We start from the raw sequence: 20,378 nt of genomic DNA, 5'->3' as shown, positions 1-20,378 counted from the left end.
AGTAGGCGTTACGCAAATGCGCCTACTGCCGATTACCCAACTAGCGGTTGTCCATGCTAAATCTGACTCCGGCTCCTGCAGCAAACGCTCCGCAGTCGTCCGATATCAACGCACTGCTCGGGCTTGGTGACTCCTTCGTCCCCCGTCACGTTGGTCCGGACACCGGAGCAGTTGAGGAAATGCTCAAAGCGCTGGGCTATTCAGCCCTCGACGCCTTGATCGACGACGCTGTCCCGGCTGCAATCCGGATGCCGCGCCCGCTCAAGCTGCCGCCGGCTCGCAGCGAGCGCGCTGCTCTGAATGACCTGCAGACGATCGCGCAGCAGAACCAGGTCTTCCGGTCGTACATCGGGATGGGCTATTACGACTGCATCACGCCGGGCGTCATCCTGCGCAACATCTTAGAAAACCCCGGTTGGTACACTGCTTACACGCCGTACCAAGCCGAAATCGCTCAGGGTCGCCTGGAAGCACTACTGAACTTCCAGACCTTAGTGATGGATCTCACGGGCATGGAAATTGCGAATGCTTCCTTGCTCGACGAAGGAACTGCCGCTGCCGAAGCTATGAGCCTCAGCCTTGGCGTTGCAAAGAGCAAAGCCAACACCTACTTCGTCGCGGCCGACTGTCATCCCCAGACCATCGAAGTTGTGCGTACCCGCGCCTTGCCCCTTGGCATTGAGGTCGTTGTCGGCGACTGGCGCGCCTGCGATTTCTCCACCCCGATCTTTGGCGCGCTGCTGCAATATCCCACTACCGACGGTAAAGTCTGCGACTATCGCGCTTTTGTCGAGCAAGCCCATGCCATCAAAGCGATCGTGACGGTTGCGGCCGACCCGCTGAGTCTGGCGCTGCTAACGCCGCCCGGAGAGTTCGGGGCCGACATTGCAGTAGGCAGCCTGCAGCGCTTCGGGGTACCCATGGGTTACGGCGGCCCTCACGCAGCCTATTTTGCTACGCGTAATCTATACCAGCGGCGCATCCCCGGCCGCGTTGTCGGCGTCTCTCACGATGCCCAAGGTCGCCCCGCTCTGCGCTTGGCCTTGCAAACTCGCGAACAGCACATCCGCCGCGATAAGGCCACCAGCAACATCTGTACCGCACAGGTTCTCCTTGCCGTAATGGCGTCGATGTACGCTGTCTATCACGGACCCGAGGGCATCAAGCGCATTGCTGCGCGCGTGCATCGCCTAACCGCACTGCTTGCGTCCGGGCTGCGTCGCTTGGGCTACGACCTCGGTAACGAGCCGTTCTTCGACACGCTTTGCGTGACAATTGCTCCCGATTCCCCACAGTCCAGCGCCGAGGCCGTGCATGCCACTGCAAGCGAGCGCCGCATCAACCTACGCCATTACAACGACAAGGCAATCGGCGTTGCCCTGGACGAAACCGCGACTATGGAAGACGCGATCCATTTGCTGCAAATCTTTGCTGGCACCGACAACTTGCCCTTCGCGATCGCCGACTTGAGGGCCAATGCCGAATACGAATACACCGCGCCCTTTGCACGTACGAGCGAGTACCTGAGCGCACCGGTCTTCAACAGCTATCACTCTGAAACCGAGCTGCTAAGGTACATCTTCCACTTACAAGGCAAGGACATCACCCTAGCAACATCGATGATTCCGCTCGGCTCCTGTACGATGAAGCTCAATGCGACGGCGGAAATGTTGCCGGTTAGCTGGGCGGAGTTCGGCAAGCTCCATCCGTTTGCACCCAAGTCCCAGACGCGAGGTTATCAAATCCTGTTCGAGCAGCTAGAAGCCTGGTTGGCAGAAATTACCGGCTTCGCTGCAATCTCGTTGCAGCCGAACGCCGGGTCGCAAGGGGAATATGCCGGACTGCAGGTGATTCGCAAGTATCACGAAGCGCGCGGCGAATCCCAGCGAATCATTTGTCTGATCCCAGAATCTGCTCACGGCACGAACCCTGCGAGTGCGGTGATGTGCGGCATGAAGGTAGTGGCGATCGCCTGTGACGAGCGCGGCGACGTGGACCTCGACGATCTAACAGCGAAGGCCGAGAAGCACAAAGATAACTTGGCAGCGCTGATGGTAACTTACCCGTCGACGCACGGTGTCTTCGAGGTACACATCCGCGACATTTGCAAGGTCGTCCATGCGCGCGGCGGTCAGGTTTACATGGACGGCGCCAACACCAATGCCCAAGTCGGGTTGTGCCGTCCCGGCGACTTTGGAGCCGACGTCTGCCATTTGAACCTGCACAAGACCTTCTGCATTCCCCACGGCGGCGGCGGTCCCGGCATGGGACCGATTGGCGTGGCGGCCCATTTGGTGCCATATCTACCCGGTCACGGTGTCGTAGGCACGGGCAGTGCCGACAGTATCGGCGCAATTTCGGCAGCTCCGTGGGGCAGTGCCAGCATCCTTCCCATTTCCTGGATGTACATCGCGATGATGGGTGCCGAAGGTTTAACGCAAGCCACGAAAGTTGCCATTCTCAGCGCCAATTATGTCGCGCGCCGTCTCGACACCTATTACCCGGTACTGTTCCGCGGTGACAAAGGGTTAGTAGCCCACGAGTGCGTGGTGGATTTGCGCCCGCTGAAGAAGCGCGCGGGTATCGAAGTCGATGACGTGGCGAAGCGCCTGATGGATTTCGGGTATCACGCGCCGACGGTGTCGTGGCCGGTACCGGGCACGATGATGGTTGAGCCAACCGAAAGCGAGACGAAGGCCGAGCTCGATCGCTTCTGCGAGGCGATGATTGCCATTCGCAAAGAAGTAGAGGCGATCGAAAACGGTCGGGCCGACCCAAACGACAACGTTCTCAAGCACGCGCCCCATCCGGCGGCTGTGGTTGTAGCCGATGCGTGGGAGCGGCCGTACACCCGCGAGCAGGCGGCCTACCCGGCAGAGTGGGTTCGCGATCGCAAGTTCTGGCCTTCAGTCGGACGCGTCGACAATGCCTATGGCGATCGCAACTTGATCTGCTCTTGCATCGGCATGGACGCATACAAAGATGACTGAGCCAAGTTCGGGAACGAAACCGGGCATTCACTAGGTCCGAAAAGCGCTACGCGCGGGGTACGGAAGTTGTCCCGAGCTACTTGATGGCAATTGGTTCTGTAGGATGCAAATCTGTAGTATGCGAGTCGCATCTTTGGGGCAGTACATTACAACAGACTGGGCACAGGAGGAGGATGGGAAGCCGGTCGGGAGTAGTCGGAATGAAGGTCGGGGGGTTTGGTAAGGCTGCCTAATGTTTACCTGCAGCCAGATCTCAAGCAGCTCGCGCGCGGGAGGACTCTGCGCCACCTAAGGCGAGAACCCTCAACGGCACCATCTCGAGCTGGAGGGGAGCGGTTCCATCCATGTCCATAAAAAGATATCGTAAAAGGCTGTATTACAGCTGTATTCGACTGCTCCGGCTAGTGTTGACGAAACACAACGAACGTTGGGATGAGGAACTTGTATTGAGGCAGCGGTTTACGTTCTGAATGCCCGACTGGGATGCCAATGGCAGTTTGGATAGTATCTTGAACGAAATCATCCAAATTCGCGGGCAGTAAACCATAGCAATCGCCGAGTCTTATAGCATGGGGCGATCGCTTTTCAGCCAGAAGGGTTGAAGATAGAACAGTGGGAGTTTTTAACAATCCCCTCCTCCATTCAAAAACATTGATGTTCGACTTCCATAAAGTTGCATCCTCATTCTCCCAATTTACCGGGTCTCTCTCCCCCAGCCAGACAAGCTTAACAAACAAAGTTTTTAAATTTAATGCCTAAACCTCTTATAGGTGAATACACAGATGGGGGAATCCGGGAACTTCGGGACGCAGGTTCCGCAACGGGCGATCGCAAGGCTAGAGTTTTCATCGCCGACACCACCCTCTCCGACAAGCAGGTTGTCGGGCGCGGCGGTTGAAGATGCCCGGGAAGGTAACCAGGCGCGATCGCCCAACGGCGACACCGGATTGTTGCACAGCTCGGGCAGAATCGCGGCGATACAATGAGGGCATTCTCAGCACACTCCGTTGCGACTATGACTGCTGCTGCACCTGTTAAGACCGAGTACGAGGCCGTCATTGGGTTGGAGACCCACTGCCAACTCAACACCGCATCAAAGATTTTTTGCAGTTGCTCTACCGAATTCGGAGCACCTCCTAATACCAATGTTTGTCCGGTATGTTTGGGCTACCCCGGAGTTTTGCCGGTGCTCAATCGGAGCGTCTACGAGTCCTCGGTGAAGATGGGCTTGGCGCTAAATTGCGAGATCGCACGGTACAGCAAGTTCGATCGCAAACAATACTTCTACCCCGATTTGCCGAAAAGCTATCAGATTTCTCAATACGACATGCCGATCGCCGAGCACGGGCATTTGACGATCGAGCTGTACGACAAGCAGTCAGGGAAGGCAACCTCCAAACGCATCGAGATCGCGCGCTTGCATATGGAAGAAGATGCGGGGAAGTTGGTGCACGTGGGAAGCGATCGCCTGTCGGGCTCGACCCACTCACTGGTGGACTACAACCGTGGCGGTGTGCCGCTGATGGAGATTGTCTCGGAGCCGGATATTCGCACCGGGGAAGAAGCAGCGGAGTACGCCCAGGAGCTTCAACGGACGGTCCGCTACCTCGGCGTGGGTGACGGCAATATGCAAGAAGGATCGCTGCGCTGCGACGTGAACGTGTCGGTGCGCCCCAAAGGAGCGAGCAAGTTCGGCACGAAAGTGGAAATCAAGAACATGAACTCGTTTAGCGCGATCCAAAAGGCGATCGACTACGAAATCGCGCGCCAAGTCAAGGCAATCGAAAGCGGCGAGGACATCGTGCAAGAGACGCGCCTGTGGGATGAGGGCAAGCAACGCACGACGAGCATGCGCAAGAAGGAAGGTTCGAGTGACTACCGTTACTTTCCAGAGCCAGACATTCCGCCGCTGGAAATTACTACCGAGCAACTGGATACCTGGACAGCCGAGTTGCCCGAACTGCCTGCAAAGAAGCGCGATCGCTATGCCAAGTCTTTGGGGCTGTCGGTGTATGACGCGCGGGTGCTGACGGACGATCGCTTGGTGGCAGAGTACTTCGAGACAGCGGTGGCAGCCGGAGCAGACGCCAAGCAAGCGGCCAATTGGGTAACTCAGGATGTGGCAGCATACCTCAACAACAACAAGCTGGCGATCGCGGATATCGCGCTGACGCCGGCGACGCTGGCAGAGTTGGTACAACTGATTGCCAAGGGCACGATCAGCGGGAAGATCGCAAAAGAGATCTTGCCAGAGTTGTTAACTGAAGGCGGTTCGGCCGAGAAGCTGGTCGAGAGCAAGGGGCTAACCCAGATCTCGGACCCATCTGAGTTGGAGCGAGTCGTGGACGAGTTGCTGGCGGCGAATCCGGACAAAGTCGAGCAGTTCCGCAATGGCAAAACGAAGCTGCAGGGATTCTTCGTGGGACAGATGATGAAGGCAACGGGCGGTCGGGCAGACCCGAAGCTAGCCAATAAAATCCTGACCGCCAAGCTGAAGGGCAACGGCTAGCCATTCGCCGATCGCGGCCCTTTTGTAAGTCGCGCGGCGATGCGTTGCAGCCGCGCGCTCAAGCGGCGAGGTCGCCATCGCCTTGGGTGATGTATTCCCGCAGCTTCATAAGCGATAGGGTCTGCCCGAGATTGAGGGGCAGCAGCGAGATGCCTTCGAGGCGCGACTGCACCCAACCGTCGCCCCAATGCCATTCGTGAAAGCCGTCGATGCCTTTGTTGAGCAACATGCGGAGGGCGAGATCGGTCACGACTTCGACATCGTGTTCGATCGCGACGGGGCCTAACCAACTGGTGAAGTGCAGCCCGGGATGAAGCCGTTCGGGCAGGTCGGCTTGCAAGCGCTGGGGCCACAGCCATTCTTGCAGACAGCTCGGACGCGTTAGGCTGTCGCGGATTGCCGCTGCGGTCGCCTCGATTTCGATGCGGATGTGACTTTGCTGAAAGGTTCCAAACATGCGCCAGACCGGGGCATCCATTCCTTTGCAAGTCCATCTTAGCGACCGGCGCAACCTCATATGGAGTCCACTTCCCTCACGTCAGTTCGGGTGCACGAACAATCGCGCCCTTACTATTTGGGAGAATAAATAAAATTCGTCCGCGTTGACGAGCCATTATTGGACCATTCGATCGCAGAAAATTCGTCAGCTCGATCGTCGAGTACCTGCAGACATTCGTCTGGAACCTATGTGGGGAATCGTACAAACCAGTCGGGAAACCTTGATACTCAACTGTAATTTGTCGAGCCTTCCAAAGGGATTGTCAGAACAATGAGTAGAAATACTACTGGTAGGTCGATTGCTCGATATCTTCAGTGCAAATCGGCTGTCGTGCGGGGGGAAACCACAATCTGGCAAGGTGCTGAAAAATGGATGCTGTCACTGCGAAACTTTGTGGCAACTGCTGCGATAGACTTTATCGTCGCCATCGAAAGGCGATCGCTCCTTGATGCCAGGTTGCCGATCTGGTGGGAGGCAGCGATAGCAAGCCCCAAACTGCGCTCGATAGCTTCCACGACCTTTTGTAACGGAAGGCTGGACAGCGCTCTGCAACATCGCTTTAAATGGTAGCAAGACCCCTGCTCGCAGCAGCCACCCAACTCAACAAGAAAACCAACGACAAAGGAGTCGATCTGTGGAGATTGGAAGCGAGAAAAACCAGGAGATTAGTCCGGAAGAGCGCGAACACTTAGATCGACTTAAAAAGCTTATCGAACGCTCCCTCGCTGACGGCAAGCTCTCTGCAGGCGAACTGCAAGCCATCCGCAGCTTCATCCAAGCCGACGGCGAAGTCAGCCAAGCAGAAATCCTGACCCTGCGCAGAACTATCCGCGAACTGCTTGGTGGTGCTCTCTTAGAGTTTGACTGGGATTAACCGGGATTAACCCACCGAATTCATCGCAGTAGTTTCCTGCCGACCGAGGTCGTTACGCCTGCAGGAATAGAACTCAAAGTCTATTGACTTGCTTTAGTCAAAGCAGGCGCGAGCCTGACTGGCTGACACATCTCCTGAAACTCCTGTAAACTATCCACTAGCGTGCGTAGTTTGAAGCACTAGTGTCTGTCCTCAGGTCGCGAGCTTCAAGCAGTTAAACACCAATCTTGGTAGGCTGCTGCTTCGCATTTACCTCGCATCTGGCTACGAGGTAGTGCACCCATGCGATTCCGAGGATGTACTACACCTATTGTTCTCCTTTCAAGAACAGCGATCGCATGAAGCGCGGTGAGTTCTAGCGCCGATACATTGACACGCCAGATGTCTAGCATACCGAGCTATTAAAGGGGGTGTATTCGTGGCGTTACCGTTTCGCTTCGACCCCTACACCAAACCTACTGCGGCCTAATGACTTTACTGGAATTTAGAAGGTCGCGACTCCAGTCTTGAGGACGGGCAGTCGTCCCACGGTGCGTCTCGGCAACACCCTCGCTCCAAGCAGCAGGCGATTTTATCGCTAGAGCACGCGTGCGCCTCGCCTGAGATGGAGGCGCACGCAGGCTACATCCGGCAACGCCCTGTAGATACCGACTAGCAAATACCGACTAGACCGACCCTCTTCGAGCTGGTATGAAACGGCAATCGGCATAACGTAACGCGATCGGGGCGATATGTTTGCAGGAGTTTCGTCGAAAGTTTACCGCTCGCACAATCGAAAACGAGTCAAAGATACTCCAGCAACCGCTTGCAGGAACTCCACTCAGACGCGTTTAGGTAGTGTTTTGGGCATTGCACCGCTCATGAAGTTAGGACAGATTCTTCTGCGCCGCAAAGTTCTTACCGCCGAGCAGTTGCAGGACCTTATCGAGCAACAATCTCGCACTCGCCTGCATTTGGGAGCGCTGGCGATCGCCAACGGTTACATCAGCTCGACCGACCTCCAGCACGCCCTCTGCGAACAACATTGGCGCGATCACGGTTCTTGGGTTATCGATTAGCAACCACATGCGCGAACGATAACCCATAGGTTTTTTGCGTGGGGTTGCAGTAGCAACTCCCTCGGCGGTTGCCATATTGAGACCTTATTTCCTCGGTCAAACTGAGTGAAGCGATCGCCGTCAATGCCGAGGGATGGCTCACACGGTGCTGTCGTTTCAGTAGCAAGAGCTTAGACGGTGTGGGTTTTCTTACATGTAATGAGGATTTTCAAATGGTCTCTTAGGCTACGCTGCATTTACCGTAGTCGTGCTGCTAGCCCGATACAAAAGCGTTCAGCTTATTTCCGTCGAGGTCGCGAAAGTATCCTGCATAAAACCTTCCATGCGTTCACCCGGAGCACCCTCGTCTGCAGCGCCCAGATCTATCGCCTTGTTGTAAAGTGCATTGACTTCGTCCCGCGAGGACGACCGAATAGCTACCATCACGCCATTGCCAACAGAAGCTGCTTCTCCATCGAATGGTTTAACTAAGGCGACGCACGCTCGATCTAACGATGTGCCCCACAATATAAATCCATCTAGTTCCATTAATCGCGATGCGCCACAAACCTTGAGCAATTCATCGTAAAACCTCGCGGCTCGCTCGAGATCGTTAGTGCCGAGAATTGTGTATCAGATCATTTGGTTTCTCCATAGTTTAAGAGCAAAGGCTCTGTATGACCTCCGAACGTTCAGAAACTGAGCCGCAGACAGGGCAAAAGCCGAGAGGATTGAGATCTACTTTTGGCTCCAGTTCCCAGATAGGTTCGCAGTGGTTCGCGTATCGCAAGGATAACCGATCGCTTCCCAATAAGCCAACTCTTAAACAAACAATTTGTCGAGACGAAAGCTGAGGAAAACGGCCGAAAGTTTAAGGGTCAGAACTCAGTGCCGATCGCAAATCCAGCTTTAATTACAAAATCGTCGGATGTCCCTTGCAGTGAATTGGGTAGAGAGGTTTCGCCTCTAATGCAAAACCTTGGGGTGCTTTTCGATTTTTCTTGAAACCTGCCAAGATTGTATGGGCTGCGATCTCGCCAAGCTCGAAACGATTAGCTTAGCAATCGAAAAATCCCAATAACACCGTCCCGAAACCTCTAACCACAACCATCTAAAGACCAACTATTTTATCTAGCTATTGTCAAGGCTCCGATATGACAAACTCCATATATTTCGTTTTCCCTCTATATGTACATCGCGATGAGCTCAGCAGCAGGTATTGATCCGTAGTGTCTATTCTCACCAAGCAATTCTATGATATTGATATCTCATAAGTTCTGAATTTGTTACCAAAAAGCTTGCTTTCATACACATTTTTAGAGATTTTTCGTAAAAACTTATATTCTTGTCGTGAATAAAGTAAGTGTATAAAAACCGTTGTATGACCAAAATCTTTTGCCCAGACCATTATTTCACGAAATATTTTTCGTCCCAGACCCCAATAGCTATTATCAATGACAATTGCAATTTCATATTTTTCGCCTTCAAGTTGTATTCCACACCAACCAGCAAGTTGCTGATTTACAACAACAGCCCGCACTTTACACCCCGGAGAGGAATCGGCCTCAATTTTTGTCTCTATCCACGCTTTTACTGTCTCCATGTCAAACAACTGATGAGCTATTAAATGTTCTCTAACCTTTTACTTATTGAGTAATTCTACAAACTCTTTGGGATTGATTTTATCAAGCTTTATGTATTCAATACGATTCATGTATTACTGTCTGACAAACCTTTTAAACGGAGGTTTATAAAACCTAGTGCGATCGCCCAAGGGGCATCTTCGACGATCGCATCCATGACGATCTCAACTATTTAGTTCAACTACCTTAAAATAACCGTAGCACCAATCATCAGCACAGCCGCCCAAGAGATCAGATAGATTGGTGTCCGCAAGTAAGGCACACCAAGTATATAGACACTGGCATGGAATATCCGTGCCCAGAAGAAGACTGCCGCCCAACTAGCAACGGAACTGTTGTTGGCATCAGTCAGATATGCAGCTAGCACCACAGACGCAAAGGCTGGCAGGGTCTCTACCATATTGAGATGGGCGCGTCGAGCACGCTCTGCCCAAACCGGAATGGCGGGTACTTCAGCTGGAAATTTTTTGCTGGGATAGTTACTGGCAAAGGCTGGAATCCCCCAGACAAAAACTCGGTTCAGGATATAGGGAGTCCATAGTAATACGCAAAGTATTCCACTGGCAGCTAAGTAAAATAGGGGTCCATTCATCGATTTTCTCCTTGTTCAACTTAAAGGGTGACTTTTCTACAGGCGATCGCCATGATCTATCTTTGGCGATCGCCTCATCTCAATTCAGTGAGACCGAACGATTGACAGGACGGTCATCTGTCAAAATAACCGCAACTAAAACTAAAACGCCATTGGCTAGGAAAAACCATTTCACCAGTCCTTCAAATCCGAATAAGAACGGCACAATCAAAAACATTACACTGGCAAACATGTCTAAAAAAAGATGCAATTTCAGTGGGATTAATTTCTTCAGACTGAGGGCATAATCAGTTAAAAGGCTGTAAGTTGACAACGCCAAACCTGCTCCAATGGACAGCCAAAATGCCACCGGTGAGGTTGCTTGAAAATTGGCAATCACAGGAACTGTGACTAAGATAAAGGCACCTGCGTAGTCAATGAATCCGTGCGTGAAACCTGTAACAAAACGGATGTTGCTCATGATAGACTTCCAATGAGTGATTAACCGATCTAAGGATGTTGCGAAACCATTTTTTATTCTCATTCGGTGCCACGAAAGGGATAGTTGCGGGGAATGATGTACTCCAGTCCTTGCTGTAGGAAATCAAAACTGACTCGTGAGAAGGGATGTGTGCCAATATTGGCGAAATACAAGCAGGTATCGGGTTTGACTAGAAACAAAGCAGGTTCACAGAACAATGTCGGTTCATCCTCAAAATGTCTCCGGCTCAAATAGAGTCCCCAACGACACATTACTTCAGGGGGTAAGCCATAGCCGATCGTGACCTGTTGAAGATGGCCTTTTTCTTGGAAGTGTTTGGCTCTTTCTTCCGTATCACCACTGATGGCGATCGCGCTTACGCCCAACCTTACAAAGACATCTAGCTTTCGATCCAGGTCGGTAATGTATTGTTGGCAAATGGGACAATGCGAACCTCGATAGAAGACAACCATTGTGTAATGTCCAGGCCTTTGCTCACCTAATTTCCAAACCCCTCCGCCCAATGCGTTCACCTCCAGCGGCGGAGACGGTTTGCCCACGATCGGCCTGGTTATGGTTTTTTTGTGAGCTTTAGCGGTCATTGCGTGCTGCCTCCAATGATTAAAACCTTTCGTGTTATTAGCGAGAGTAGGGATTGATTAAACCCGTCTCTGACTTCCATGTCACTTATGATGTTGTACGCTAAACTATTGAGCAAGGCTATAATCACAATAGAAGCTATAGGCAACGTCAATATTATGGATCTCTATCAAGTGCGCTATTTTTTGACGATTGCGGAAACAGGTAATTTTTCACGCGCAGCCGAGCGGCTTTACCTTTCTCAACCTTCTTTATCAACAGGCATTAAGAAGCTGGAGCAAGAATTAGGCGTGACGCTCTTTGAGCGAGGAGGGCGACGCACGGTCTTAACAGCCGCAGGGCGATCGTTCCTAGAGAGGGCAACGGCGATCGTGGAGCAGTACCATGCGGCCTTGCATGAAATGAAGGGATTTCATAACCAGCCAATCTTGCGAGTGGGCGTTCTGGGAACGATGCGGGTTGCCGATCTAGCCGATTTCGTCTGCGGGTTCCAGCACTACCACCCGAATGTGGCGATCGAACTGCACGACGGCACCTTGGATACCCTGCGGGAAGGGTTGGAGCAGGGAGACATTGATGTGGCAATCACTGTCTTAAGCCTTCGCCCCAGCAGCAACTCAGCCGTTCAGGACGAGTCCCAGACCTCAACAACGCTGTTCCGGCAGCCCTTATGGTTAGCTGTACCACCCAGCCATTCCTTTGCTCAACGAGCTTCTATTCGGCTCGCTGAACTAGATGGACAGCCCTTTATCGATCGCGTCAATTGTGAATTTTTCCAGCAGGAATGCCAAATTTTGAGTGCTGCAAATGTCCACCCTAAAGTTGTCTATCGTGCTAGTCATGAAGAATGGGTTATCTCTTTGGTGAGAGCGGGATTAGGCATCAGCATTATGCCCTATTGGCGCAGACTCACTGAGATTACATATCTTCCCATTGTAGATTTGGATTTTCAGCGGACGATCGGAATTAAGTGGCGCAAACACCAAAATTCAGATCTCATCGAACAGTTTTGCCGCTTTGCTAGCAGTCACAATTGGGAGTCAATGAAAGAATGATGTCGGTTATCATGAACACAGCTGCCATCATATTTCTCAAAACTCTCTTCCCGACGCGAAAGGGTAAGTCTGCCTGACATGCTTTGGAAAAAATCAGCTGAAAGTAAGACATGATGAGCATTGCAGCCATTAAAGCTCTAAGTGACAAACCTTCGTCCGATAAGGTTTTTAGTGTGTTACCCCAGCATGCTGCAATAGACAGCTAATGTTCAGAAGCCGAGCTGCTGCAGGGGCTTTAGATCCAGGGAAATGAGTTCCTACTGTCGCCTCCAGCGCTGAGTTAGGTACACACTGGTGCACAAACAGAAACATAACCGATCGCTTCCCAACAAGCCAACCCCTAAAAAAACTCTTCAACTGAGACTGAAACTGAGGAGAACGAGCGAAAGCCTAACGTCTTTGAAGCCAGCGGCGTTGCTGGGAACTTGAAGAAATCCACTGCATTAACCATCACATCCGCTGCGCTGAGGGTTAGGCAGTGCTGATCCGACACCAAAGCTCCTGAAGCCCTTAAACTGTCTGAGCTAAGGAAAGGTAATATATTTGAGAGAAAGAAAGGCCAATCCTGGATATCAAAGGAAACAAGTACTGTGAGCATATTAACAGAGGCTATATCTGCACTTGTTGATGTGTGGAGCTATATGAGAAAGTCAAAAGCCGAAAAGGCTGATTTTCTCGAAAAAGTAGTTGAGGAGGCGGCTTCTCTCACTAACATCCTGAGAGTAGCAGAAAGAGGAGATGCTGACGTAGAAGAAGCTGCCAGACTTGTTCAGAATGCTTCAACTGGAGGACATTGTGGAGCATTGAGAGAATTCAAAAGTCAGTGTGAAAGACTTTCTCTGAAGGATAGGACTATTCCAGGATTTAGCCGCATACCTGTTCCAGGGGCAGAGTTTGTAAAATGCCAGCGACTGCTCGGTCTATTTGTGGTCAAAATTGGTGCCATCCTCGATGAATATGAAATTGCTAAATAAACTTCCAGGACACCTCTCAAACTTATTTTTCAAACTCTCGTGAATTTACTTCTTGGACTTGGAGAAGGGATTGATATTCCTGGAGTGCGTCTATTGGCCAGATGGGTTAAAAGGAAAGGCTTAGAAACGCAATTAACAATCTGGAAGAACAAGTTGGAGAGTTGCGTGCAGTAGCAATTACTTTCCGTCAATTCGGTGAAGTGTCCTGAGCACAAAGCCACAACCTAACGTTTTGGAGGTGAGCCCCGGCAGTTTCAGAAAACCAAGATGATTGAGTTTCGACCCTCGGCTCCACCGCCCAATTAGGGTTAGCAGGGGCTCATTTGCTGGGAGAATAACCGATCGCTTCCCAAAAAGCCAACCCCTTAAATAACTCTTCAACTCAGACTGAAACTGAGGAGAACAGGCGAAAGCCTAACATCTCTGTTCACCGGGTCTCGGCGAACAACGTTCATATGCAAAAGCCGCGCGGCCCGCGACTCCGGTGCAACTGATTGTTATGTGGCTGTTCTGTGCAGTCTGAATTGACGCCAAACATCCGAGAATAGTTGTGACCGTACTGTGTCACCTTCAGCAGCTTGAGACAGTGTAGCAGACGGAGCCATCTATTGGATGGCCCAGAGGAATTCGAACAAAGCAGAAAGTTGCGACGGCCCCCAGTAGAGCCCCATTTGATAGTCAAGCTGGATTTCATCTGGGTACACTGCAACGGTGAGATCTGGAATGTGGGTACCAGCGAACGCAAGATTCACCAACCCATGTCGGAATGACTCCGCAACCCCGTTTACGACTAATTGTGCTGGTGCGTCGAGTTCAGTGATTGGTACATCACATTGCCGTTCCCGATGCCAAAGGGTTGGAGGACCTTTTTCTGAGTAGATTTCGGAGTGAGAACGAAGCCATCCGTAAATTTCACCGACTTCAGATCCAGATAGGTCTTCAATGAAGATATCTGAAAGTGTGCCGTTGTCGTGGTCATCGACATCGTTGAATAGGCAGCCCAATTGTGTCCATAGATCACGCACTACTGTCCACCACATAACTCCCAAAATGACCGGGCAGCTACAAGTGATTATCCGCTTCAACACGCCCGGATTTTCCGGTCCGGTGCTTTTTTTGGTATGTGGACATTCGGATGACGTTGTGTTTTTTGATTACAGATGCCAATTCACTTTCTGTCCGTGGTGGCTAATTGTCAAAGATGGTTTCGCCCAATTCGGTTCCAGTAGTCATTCAGCCTCAGCGTGGTCATTCACGCTGGCGTCGATGAACTTGACAATAGTTTCGCGATCGAGCTGCAATGATGCTTCAGGTAACATAACGGGAAGTTGCGCGGCGGGAGGCAAGATCTTAACCCTCGCCAACAACCTCCATTATATCCGCACCAACGCAGTGTTATGCGATGTCGCTACTGCTTGAAATATGAATGCAACCAAAGAATTGTGTAGAACTTGGAGTCCGACCAGAATATTTGTACTATAATGTTTACAATCAGTTCTAGAAGGTATTTACTAGAAAAATGTCAAGTACTAACACTGGTATTGAATGGACTGATAAAACCTGGAATCCCACCACTGGTTGTAATAAGGTGAGCCCGGGTTGTCGGCACTGCTACGCTGAAGCCCTGACAGAGCGGTTTCCTAAGAGCTTTCCACAAGGTTTTAAGCTGACACTACATCCAGAGCGATTGGAGCAGCCAAGGAAGTGGCGAACTCCTAGTCGTATTTTTGTTAATTCCATGAGTGACCTTTTTCATAAAGATGTGCCTTTTGCATATTTGCAAAAGATTTTCGCGGTAATGCGAGAGACGCCCTGGCACATATATCAGGTTCTGACTAAGCGTGATAAGAACATGGCAGAATTAGCGTCTGAGCTTGAATGGTCTGAGAACATCTGGGTTGGTGTATCTGTAGAGAGTCAGCAATATACTCACAGAATTGATGCGTTGAGACAAGTGCCAGCAAAAGTCCGCTTTCTTTCATGCGAACCTCTTTTAGGTTCACTGAACCTAAACTTAGAGGGAATTGATTGGGTAATTGTTGGCGGTGAGTCTGGGTACCAACATCGTTCTATGAATCCAGAGTGGGTTAAAAATATTTTGTGTCAAACACGAAAAGCCCAGGTTGCCTTCTTCTTCAAACAGTGGGGAGGACATCACTCAAAAGCTGGTGGCAGGATACTTGATGATAAAATCTGGGATGAAATGCCATCCGTTTGGTATGACCATATCAATAAGTGACAAAAACAGAAGATTTCTAGATATCGAAAGTCTGATAGGTTAGAAAAGAAATATTTAATTTCTTCTAAATAAAGAGAGCCTAACCATGAGTCGACTTGCGAACGAAGGTGAGGATTTTATTGGACAGTGGTCGGAGGAAAAGTTAGATCTACTAGCGAAGTACCTCAAGGCTTACTCTGTCATAATGAATGAACAGAAGAAAAGTTGGCTTAGAGCTTACTACTATATAGATGCTTTTGCAGGCTCCGTTAGACCCAGGGCAAAAGAGGATGAGCAACGCTATATTGATGGCTCTCCCTTACGTGCCTTGCAAACAGAGCCTCAATTTGATGGTTACTGGTTCGTAGATGTTTCCCCTCGACGCATAGAGCGTGTGCAAGGGCTGCGCAAGGAATTTCCAGATTGTGTAATTGATGTACGCCTGGGCAACTGCAATGAAGTTTTGCGTAATGAAATCGTTCCGCAACTTCCCTACGAATCGAAGCAACGAGCATTTGTTTTTCTAGATCCTTATGGTTTGCAAGTGGATTGGAAAACAGTGAGGAAACTGGCAAATACTAAAACATGCGATATTTTTGTAAATTTCTCAGTCATGGGTGTTACCCGCCTTCTCCCCAAAGATCAAAACCCTGATCCAGAAGTGATAGAGCAATTGAGTAATGTTATGGGTAGTACAAACTGGATTGCCCAAATCTACCGTGAGCCTCCGGGGGTCCAATTAGACATCTTTGGAAATCCAATGGAGCCTACATTGAGTCGTGACACAATTCAGGCTGTATGGCTTGCAAGTTTGTATGCAGAACAGCTGCGATCACTCTTCCCTCATGTTAGTAGACCTGTACTCATGCGAAACTCGACAAACTCTGTGTTGTATGCTTTATGTTTAGCGAGTCACAATCAGATAGCTATCAAAATCACCAATGAGATCTTTAATCGATACGAAAGATTGAGAGACCTATGAAGATAGTCTTTCGACTTCAACAGACAACCTGCAACCATGTCCCCACGCATAACGTCCAGAAGGCAAGCCGCGGCAGGTTCAGAAGGCCTTATAGGTTCAGTACCGACCGTCTGCTCCTGCGCCGAGTTAAGCTAGCGGTGGCTTACTTGGTGGAAGAGCAACAGATCGCTTCCCAACAAGCCAACACCTGAAATAACTCTTCAACTGAGACTGAAACTGAGGAGAATGGGCGAAAGCCTAACGGTTGCCTTCAGCGGCGTGAGACCATCTTTCGGAAAACACCGATCCCTACGCCTTCGCGTCCACTGCAAGAGTATGTTAGGAAAAAAACACCTAAAAATATAGAATCGAAAAATATGTAACTCAAAAATAGCCGTTAAACCATATGCAGAAAGGAGGATTATTTTCTCTAGAATCAATCCACGGCTAAGGCAAGTAAAGATATAGATAGCGATCCAGTAATTACATAATAACCAACAAGCAATATTGGGAATAGTGGCTTCCAATACCATTTATGATTTTGCCAATTCAGTAACCAGAACCTACCAACTTGATGAATAAAAAACCACTGAACCAACCCAACTAGAACTGCGATTGCTAGATTGGCAGCAGACTCAACGCTTACCCCAACCAATAATGAGGGCATACCTATTATAGAAGAAAACACTAAACCATTAAAGAAAACAAGTGCGAGAAAAATATAAATATGGGGTGGATGAAAATACGGATCATATATTGCCATTCCACATAGTAGTGTAATCACTAGTAAGAGTGATAATGCCCATGTTGTCCAGAGTAAGTACCAAAGCTTTATTGAGTAAGAAGATCTTTTCCTAATAATCATCTGACAGCTTAGATCCTAGCATGATAGATATAGATAAATAGTTCAACATTCTTGTAGATCTATAAATGTGCTAATCCACTTAGCGGCATAGTTACTGAATCCGGATTTTCTATAGGCTCGGAAAGCTTCGATCGTCCCCAATGATGCTCTTGCATCTGAAATAGTACCTTCACGCTCGGCAGTATATATACGTATATAACCTTCAGAAATGAATCTTGGGTCATTATCAGTTATAGCACTATCGAGAGTTGGCCAAGAGTGCCACCATTCATTCCTCTCCATACTCCCTTCAGTAAACCCACCGATAAGCGGTATTGACTCAAATTTTGCCCAACTAGGCAGATCTGTGGGTACGGGGACTTTGAGATCGTGGCTAATATGGCTAGCAAGACCATGATGCCCATCTTCTACCGGAATGACAATATGAGCAGGAACATTTGCAACTGCTCTATCTTGCAAGGAAGTAAAGCCTGAGCCAAGCCCTCGAAGGTCAAGATGCCTAAACGAAATAATAGTTCTATTTATCACAGGTATTGTTGTTAGAACAGCTCTGTCAGTGTGGTCTTGAAATATCTCAAGCCACACAACCATCTTCTCAAAATCATTTAGAATTGTATCTCGTTCACTGCTGTTGATATTATCTATGGAGGTCAGTAGATTACGAAAATCACAGAAATTACTAACTCCAGCAGCCCGATCTCTAGCATATTCTCTCAATTCTGTAATACGAGAGGCCATCATTTTACTTTGAAGGAGACTATCAAATCCCCCATCTATACCAAAAGGAAAATCATCTCGCTCATCGGAAGTTAGATCTGCCGATTGTTTTATTTCGATCTCAAAGACAAACTTGAGCGTGACACTTGGCGTAGTATACTGATTGCCCCCTGTTTCTTCAATAATTTGTTCTCGTTCATGAGTCCAAGTTTTCTGGTTAGGGGAAAGATCTTCCTGGCTTTTAGTGGGTGGTGACAACTCAAAGGCTGTCAGGGAATTATCTGGAAAAGTTTCGTCAGACCCTGATTCCGTCACTCGAGATTCAAGCTTAAACTTATCAGTAAAAGGGTTAAAAGTTGTATTAGACGATAGTTCGAGAACTTCCAGATCTAAAGACTTAGTTTCTCCCCGCTTCAATCTGACGTTTAGTGCAACCGAGATAGAAGACACTGATACGGGAGTTAAAGCAACTGTGAAATCATAGCCAATGAATCCCCTGAGATATTGAACACTTTTGAGTTTGATGCGAATATATGGAGCATTCATAATCATCACTAAAGCCAAATATTCCAAGTAGCTTAACTCAGATATTGGTAAACAGGCAGGCTCCTAACGGGTTGCCATATGGGGCGCGAACGATAGTTGAATAAATAACAAGCCGCCTATGCCTGAGCGCCCCGCTACATGGGGTAATTAGACTGGAGACAAGAATTAGTTGGGGTTTACGCTCGAGTCGATCGCCCGATATTCAGTGAAAAGATATTCTCGGTTAAGTCATTTCTGATTTACAAAATACCATGCTTTTGAAGGAGTACTTGCAGCTCTTGTTTTTTAAGTTTAGAGTAACCCTTGATCCCTGCCTGTTTCGCCAGGGTGACTAAATTCGCTTTCGTCAAACCCTTCGATTTTCCCAATGATGATTGACATGAAAAAGGTCCGGGTAAGTTGACCGAAGTCTTTTGAGTCCTGGAGTTCCAACTAAATGGACCAACTTTTACACTCGTCGAAATACCAGATTTGGACAAATTAATAGATACACCAGGCAGGAGCTTTATTTTTTTCTAAACCGAAATCCCATAACTCGCCTAAAGTAGTTTACGGTCTATATGATATCCATACTTATGCGCGAAAAACTCAAAAAATGAGATAGTGAAAAGACCAACGTTCTTGAGCTGAGCGGCGCCAAAGGGACTATAAATCCCACAGACATCGTGTATACCTGAGCGTTCGACTCCAGCGAAGAGTTAGGCAAGCAACCCCTCGCTAGTCCTTTAATTTGACGAAGTCGACTGCCCTCCAATCCTATGCAAAAAAAGCGATCGACCAAGTGAGCCTGACGAGATACGTGGGAGAAGAAGTCTGCCGCATGCGACCTTGCTGGAGCCCAGAGGGCTGAAGTGGTAGCAATATCTACGGTTTCAAAACTGCAAAAACAGGACGATGATCACTTGTTCTGCTGTCATCAGGAAAGTCCCCAGGACGAACAATTACTCGGGACTCAATGACCTGAAAGTTTTCAGATTGGCTTGCTACTGTTACAAAGTCCAGAATACTGTCAGGGAAACGGTTATTGCTAAAGTTGGTTTGTACCAGAGGCTGAGGACGAATCCATCGGTACTCTTCATTATCCGAATCATCCTCTCCAAAAAGAATCTGAAATGATTCGTTACCCTCACCACTGTCAAGGTTAAAGTCCAAATTCAGATCGCCGCCCATAATGATGGGTAAAGCCTGGTCCTCTGCCCAGGCTACAAGGCCTTCAGCTTGTTGTGCTCTAAAACCACCTTGGCTATTACTGCCATTGTTACGAGCTAAATGATTCACCATAAGTAATAGATTCCGTCCAGTTAACCGATCGTTCAACGTTGCAACAAATGGTGAACGGAAACGCAAATTGCCACCTCTATTGATGAAATTTAGAGCTACACCTTTATGCTCAACTAATTCTGTGGTTTGTTTTAAGGCAAAACGATCCCGGTTGAAGACGATAACCATTCGGTCACCACCACCCGACTCACTGGTAATTCCCGTGTAGTTACTTCCAAATGCAAGAACATAACCAGTAGCATCGGCTTCACGAACCTCTGTCAAACCGATCAAATCAAATGGACCCTCTTGGTCCTCCAGGTCAGCAATCTCATCCTCAATTACAGCTGAATCGCTACCACCACTTTCTACATTCCAAAAAAGGACATTAATGGCTTCCTGGTTAGTTTGGGCTAAGGCAGGAGTAATATTTATGAAAACAAGCCCCACGAATAGGGAAAGTCCCAAGCAAACAGATGTAAGAGTTTTTTTCAGCATATTGACCATTACGAACAACTCTTTCTCTAAAATCAACTAACTTCCAGGGTCGGCCACCTGCCCGAAGGCGCCGATCCTGT

Annotated in this window: 20 protein-coding genes; 10 read left to right on the top strand and 10 right to left on the bottom strand. The window is 49.3% G+C overall.

Going from position 1 to position 20,378, the window contains the following annotated elements:
- Positions 1-53 precede the first annotated feature (53 nt).
- The 3 genes from gcvP (at position 54) to gatB (ending at position 5,499) form a co-directional block, all read left to right on the top strand.
- Positions 54-2,990, top strand: a complete 2,937-nt coding sequence (gcvP, locus tag KR51_RS08285) for an aminomethyl-transferring glycine dehydrogenase (RefSeq protein ID WP_022606719.1) — start codon at positions 54-56, stop codon at positions 2,988-2,990.
- A 751-nt stretch (positions 2,991-3,741) separates the two neighbouring features.
- Positions 3,742-3,888, top strand: a complete 147-nt coding sequence (locus KR51_RS19520) for a hypothetical protein (RefSeq protein ID WP_156915034.1) — start codon at positions 3,742-3,744, stop codon at positions 3,886-3,888.
- 117 nt (positions 3,889-4,005) lie between these two features.
- Complete coding sequence (gene gatB / locus KR51_RS08280; RefSeq protein WP_022606717.1) at positions 4,006-5,499, top strand: Asp-tRNA(Asn)/Glu-tRNA(Gln) amidotransferase subunit GatB; 1,494 nt, start codon at positions 4,006-4,008, stop codon at positions 5,497-5,499.
- Positions 5,500-5,557: 58 nt separating this feature from the next.
- Here gatB and KR51_RS08275 read toward each other — a convergent pair whose 3' ends face one another.
- On the bottom strand, positions 5,558-5,956 hold the full coding sequence (locus KR51_RS08275) for a hypothetical protein (RefSeq protein WP_022606715.1): 399 nt from the start codon (positions 5,954-5,956) through the stop codon (positions 5,558-5,560).
- A gap of 676 nt (positions 5,957-6,632) precedes the next feature.
- Between KR51_RS08275 and KR51_RS08270 the strand changes: the two genes are divergently transcribed.
- Positions 6,633-6,872, top strand: coding sequence for a hypothetical protein (locus KR51_RS08270; protein ID WP_022606713.1), 240 nt, complete (start codon positions 6,633-6,635; stop codon positions 6,870-6,872).
- 860 nt (positions 6,873-7,732) lie between these two features.
- A complete protein-coding gene (locus KR51_RS19515; RefSeq protein ID WP_040655670.1) occupies positions 7,733-7,930 on the top strand; it encodes a hypothetical protein in 198 nt (65 codons plus the stop codon).
- Between the two features lie 1,231 nt (positions 7,931-9,161).
- Here the strand turns inward: KR51_RS19515 and KR51_RS08255 are convergent.
- The 4 genes from KR51_RS08255 to KR51_RS08245 all read right to left on the bottom strand — a co-directional run bounded on the left by KR51_RS08255 (position 9,162) and on the right by KR51_RS08245 (position 11,206).
- A complete protein-coding gene (locus KR51_RS08255; protein ID WP_051358124.1) occupies positions 9,162-9,512 on the bottom strand; it encodes a GNAT family N-acetyltransferase in 351 nt (116 codons plus the stop codon).
- 221 nt (positions 9,513-9,733) lie between these two features.
- Positions 9,734-10,144 (bottom strand): MAPEG family protein, encoded by a 411-nt coding sequence (locus tag KR51_RS18245; protein WP_022606709.1) that lies wholly within the window; start codon positions 10,142-10,144, stop codon positions 9,734-9,736.
- Between the two features lie 79 nt (positions 10,145-10,223).
- On the bottom strand, positions 10,224-10,604 hold the full coding sequence (locus KR51_RS08250) for a hypothetical protein (RefSeq protein WP_022606707.1): 381 nt from the start codon (positions 10,602-10,604) through the stop codon (positions 10,224-10,226).
- A gap of 59 nt (positions 10,605-10,663) precedes the next feature.
- Positions 10,664-11,206, bottom strand: a complete 543-nt coding sequence (locus KR51_RS08245; RefSeq protein WP_022606704.1) for a redoxin domain-containing protein — start codon at positions 11,204-11,206, stop codon at positions 10,664-10,666.
- A gap of 78 nt (positions 11,207-11,284) precedes the next feature.
- Here KR51_RS08245 and KR51_RS08240 point away from each other — a divergent pair, with 78 nt between their 5' ends.
- A complete protein-coding gene (locus KR51_RS08240) occupies positions 11,285-12,259 on the top strand; it encodes a LysR family transcriptional regulator (protein ID WP_198016732.1) in 975 nt (324 codons plus the stop codon).
- A 590-nt stretch (positions 12,260-12,849) separates the two neighbouring features.
- The gene (locus KR51_RS08235; protein ID WP_040655634.1) at positions 12,850-13,233 is read left to right on the top strand and encodes a hypothetical protein; all 384 of its coding nucleotides are present in this window, start codon (positions 12,850-12,852) and stop codon (positions 13,231-13,233) included.
- Between the two features lie 605 nt (positions 13,234-13,838).
- Here the strand turns inward: KR51_RS08235 and KR51_RS08230 are convergent.
- On the bottom strand, positions 13,839-14,258 hold the full coding sequence (locus KR51_RS08230; RefSeq protein ID WP_156915033.1) for a hypothetical protein: 420 nt from the start codon (positions 14,256-14,258) through the stop codon (positions 13,839-13,841).
- Positions 14,259-14,752: 494 nt separating this feature from the next.
- On the opposite strand from KR51_RS08230, the gene KR51_RS08225 reads away from it, so the two are divergent.
- The 3 genes from KR51_RS08225 to KR51_RS21250 all read left to right on the top strand — a co-directional run bounded on the left by KR51_RS08225 (position 14,753) and on the right by KR51_RS21250 (position 16,624).
- Complete coding sequence (locus KR51_RS08225) at positions 14,753-15,472, top strand: DUF5131 family protein (RefSeq protein WP_022606690.1); 720 nt, start codon at positions 14,753-14,755, stop codon at positions 15,470-15,472.
- An 85-nt stretch (positions 15,473-15,557) separates the two neighbouring features.
- Complete coding sequence (locus tag KR51_RS08220; RefSeq protein ID WP_022606688.1) at positions 15,558-16,433, top strand: three-Cys-motif partner protein TcmP; 876 nt, start codon at positions 15,558-15,560, stop codon at positions 16,431-16,433.
- Entirely contained in the window at positions 16,430-16,624 is a 195-nt protein-coding gene (locus KR51_RS21250; RefSeq protein ID WP_022606686.1) for a nitrous oxide-stimulated promoter, read from the top strand. Before KR51_RS08220 ends, KR51_RS21250 begins: the two co-directional genes overlap by 4 nt.
- Positions 16,625-16,848: 224 nt before the next feature.
- Here the strand turns inward: KR51_RS21250 and KR51_RS20630 are convergent, their stop codons facing one another.
- The 4 genes from KR51_RS20630 to KR51_RS08205 form a co-directional block, all read right to left on the bottom strand.
- Positions 16,849-17,196, bottom strand: coding sequence for a hypothetical protein (locus KR51_RS20630; protein ID WP_156915032.1), 348 nt, complete (start codon positions 17,194-17,196; stop codon positions 16,849-16,851).
- Between the two features lie 123 nt (positions 17,197-17,319).
- A complete protein-coding gene (locus tag KR51_RS08210) occupies positions 17,320-18,567 on the bottom strand; it encodes a hypothetical protein (RefSeq protein WP_156915031.1) in 1,248 nt (415 codons plus the stop codon).
- A gap of 212 nt (positions 18,568-18,779) precedes the next feature.
- On the bottom strand, positions 18,780-19,049 hold the full coding sequence (locus tag KR51_RS21245) for a DUF4236 domain-containing protein (protein ID WP_084202427.1): 270 nt from the start codon (positions 19,047-19,049) through the stop codon (positions 18,780-18,782).
- 355 nt (positions 19,050-19,404) lie between these two features.
- Positions 19,405-20,334, bottom strand: coding sequence for an endonuclease/exonuclease/phosphatase family protein (locus KR51_RS08205; protein WP_040655632.1), 930 nt, complete (start codon positions 20,332-20,334; stop codon positions 19,405-19,407).
- Positions 20,335-20,378 lie beyond the last annotated feature (44 nt).

The organism is Rubidibacter lacunae KORDI 51-2, assembly GCF_000473895.1.
GTDB lineage: Bacteria > Cyanobacteriota > Cyanobacteriia > Cyanobacteriales > Rubidibacteraceae > Rubidibacter > Rubidibacter lacunae.
The sequence above is the reverse complement of the archived record's forward strand: the minus strand, read 5'-3'. Positions and strand labels throughout refer to the sequence as shown.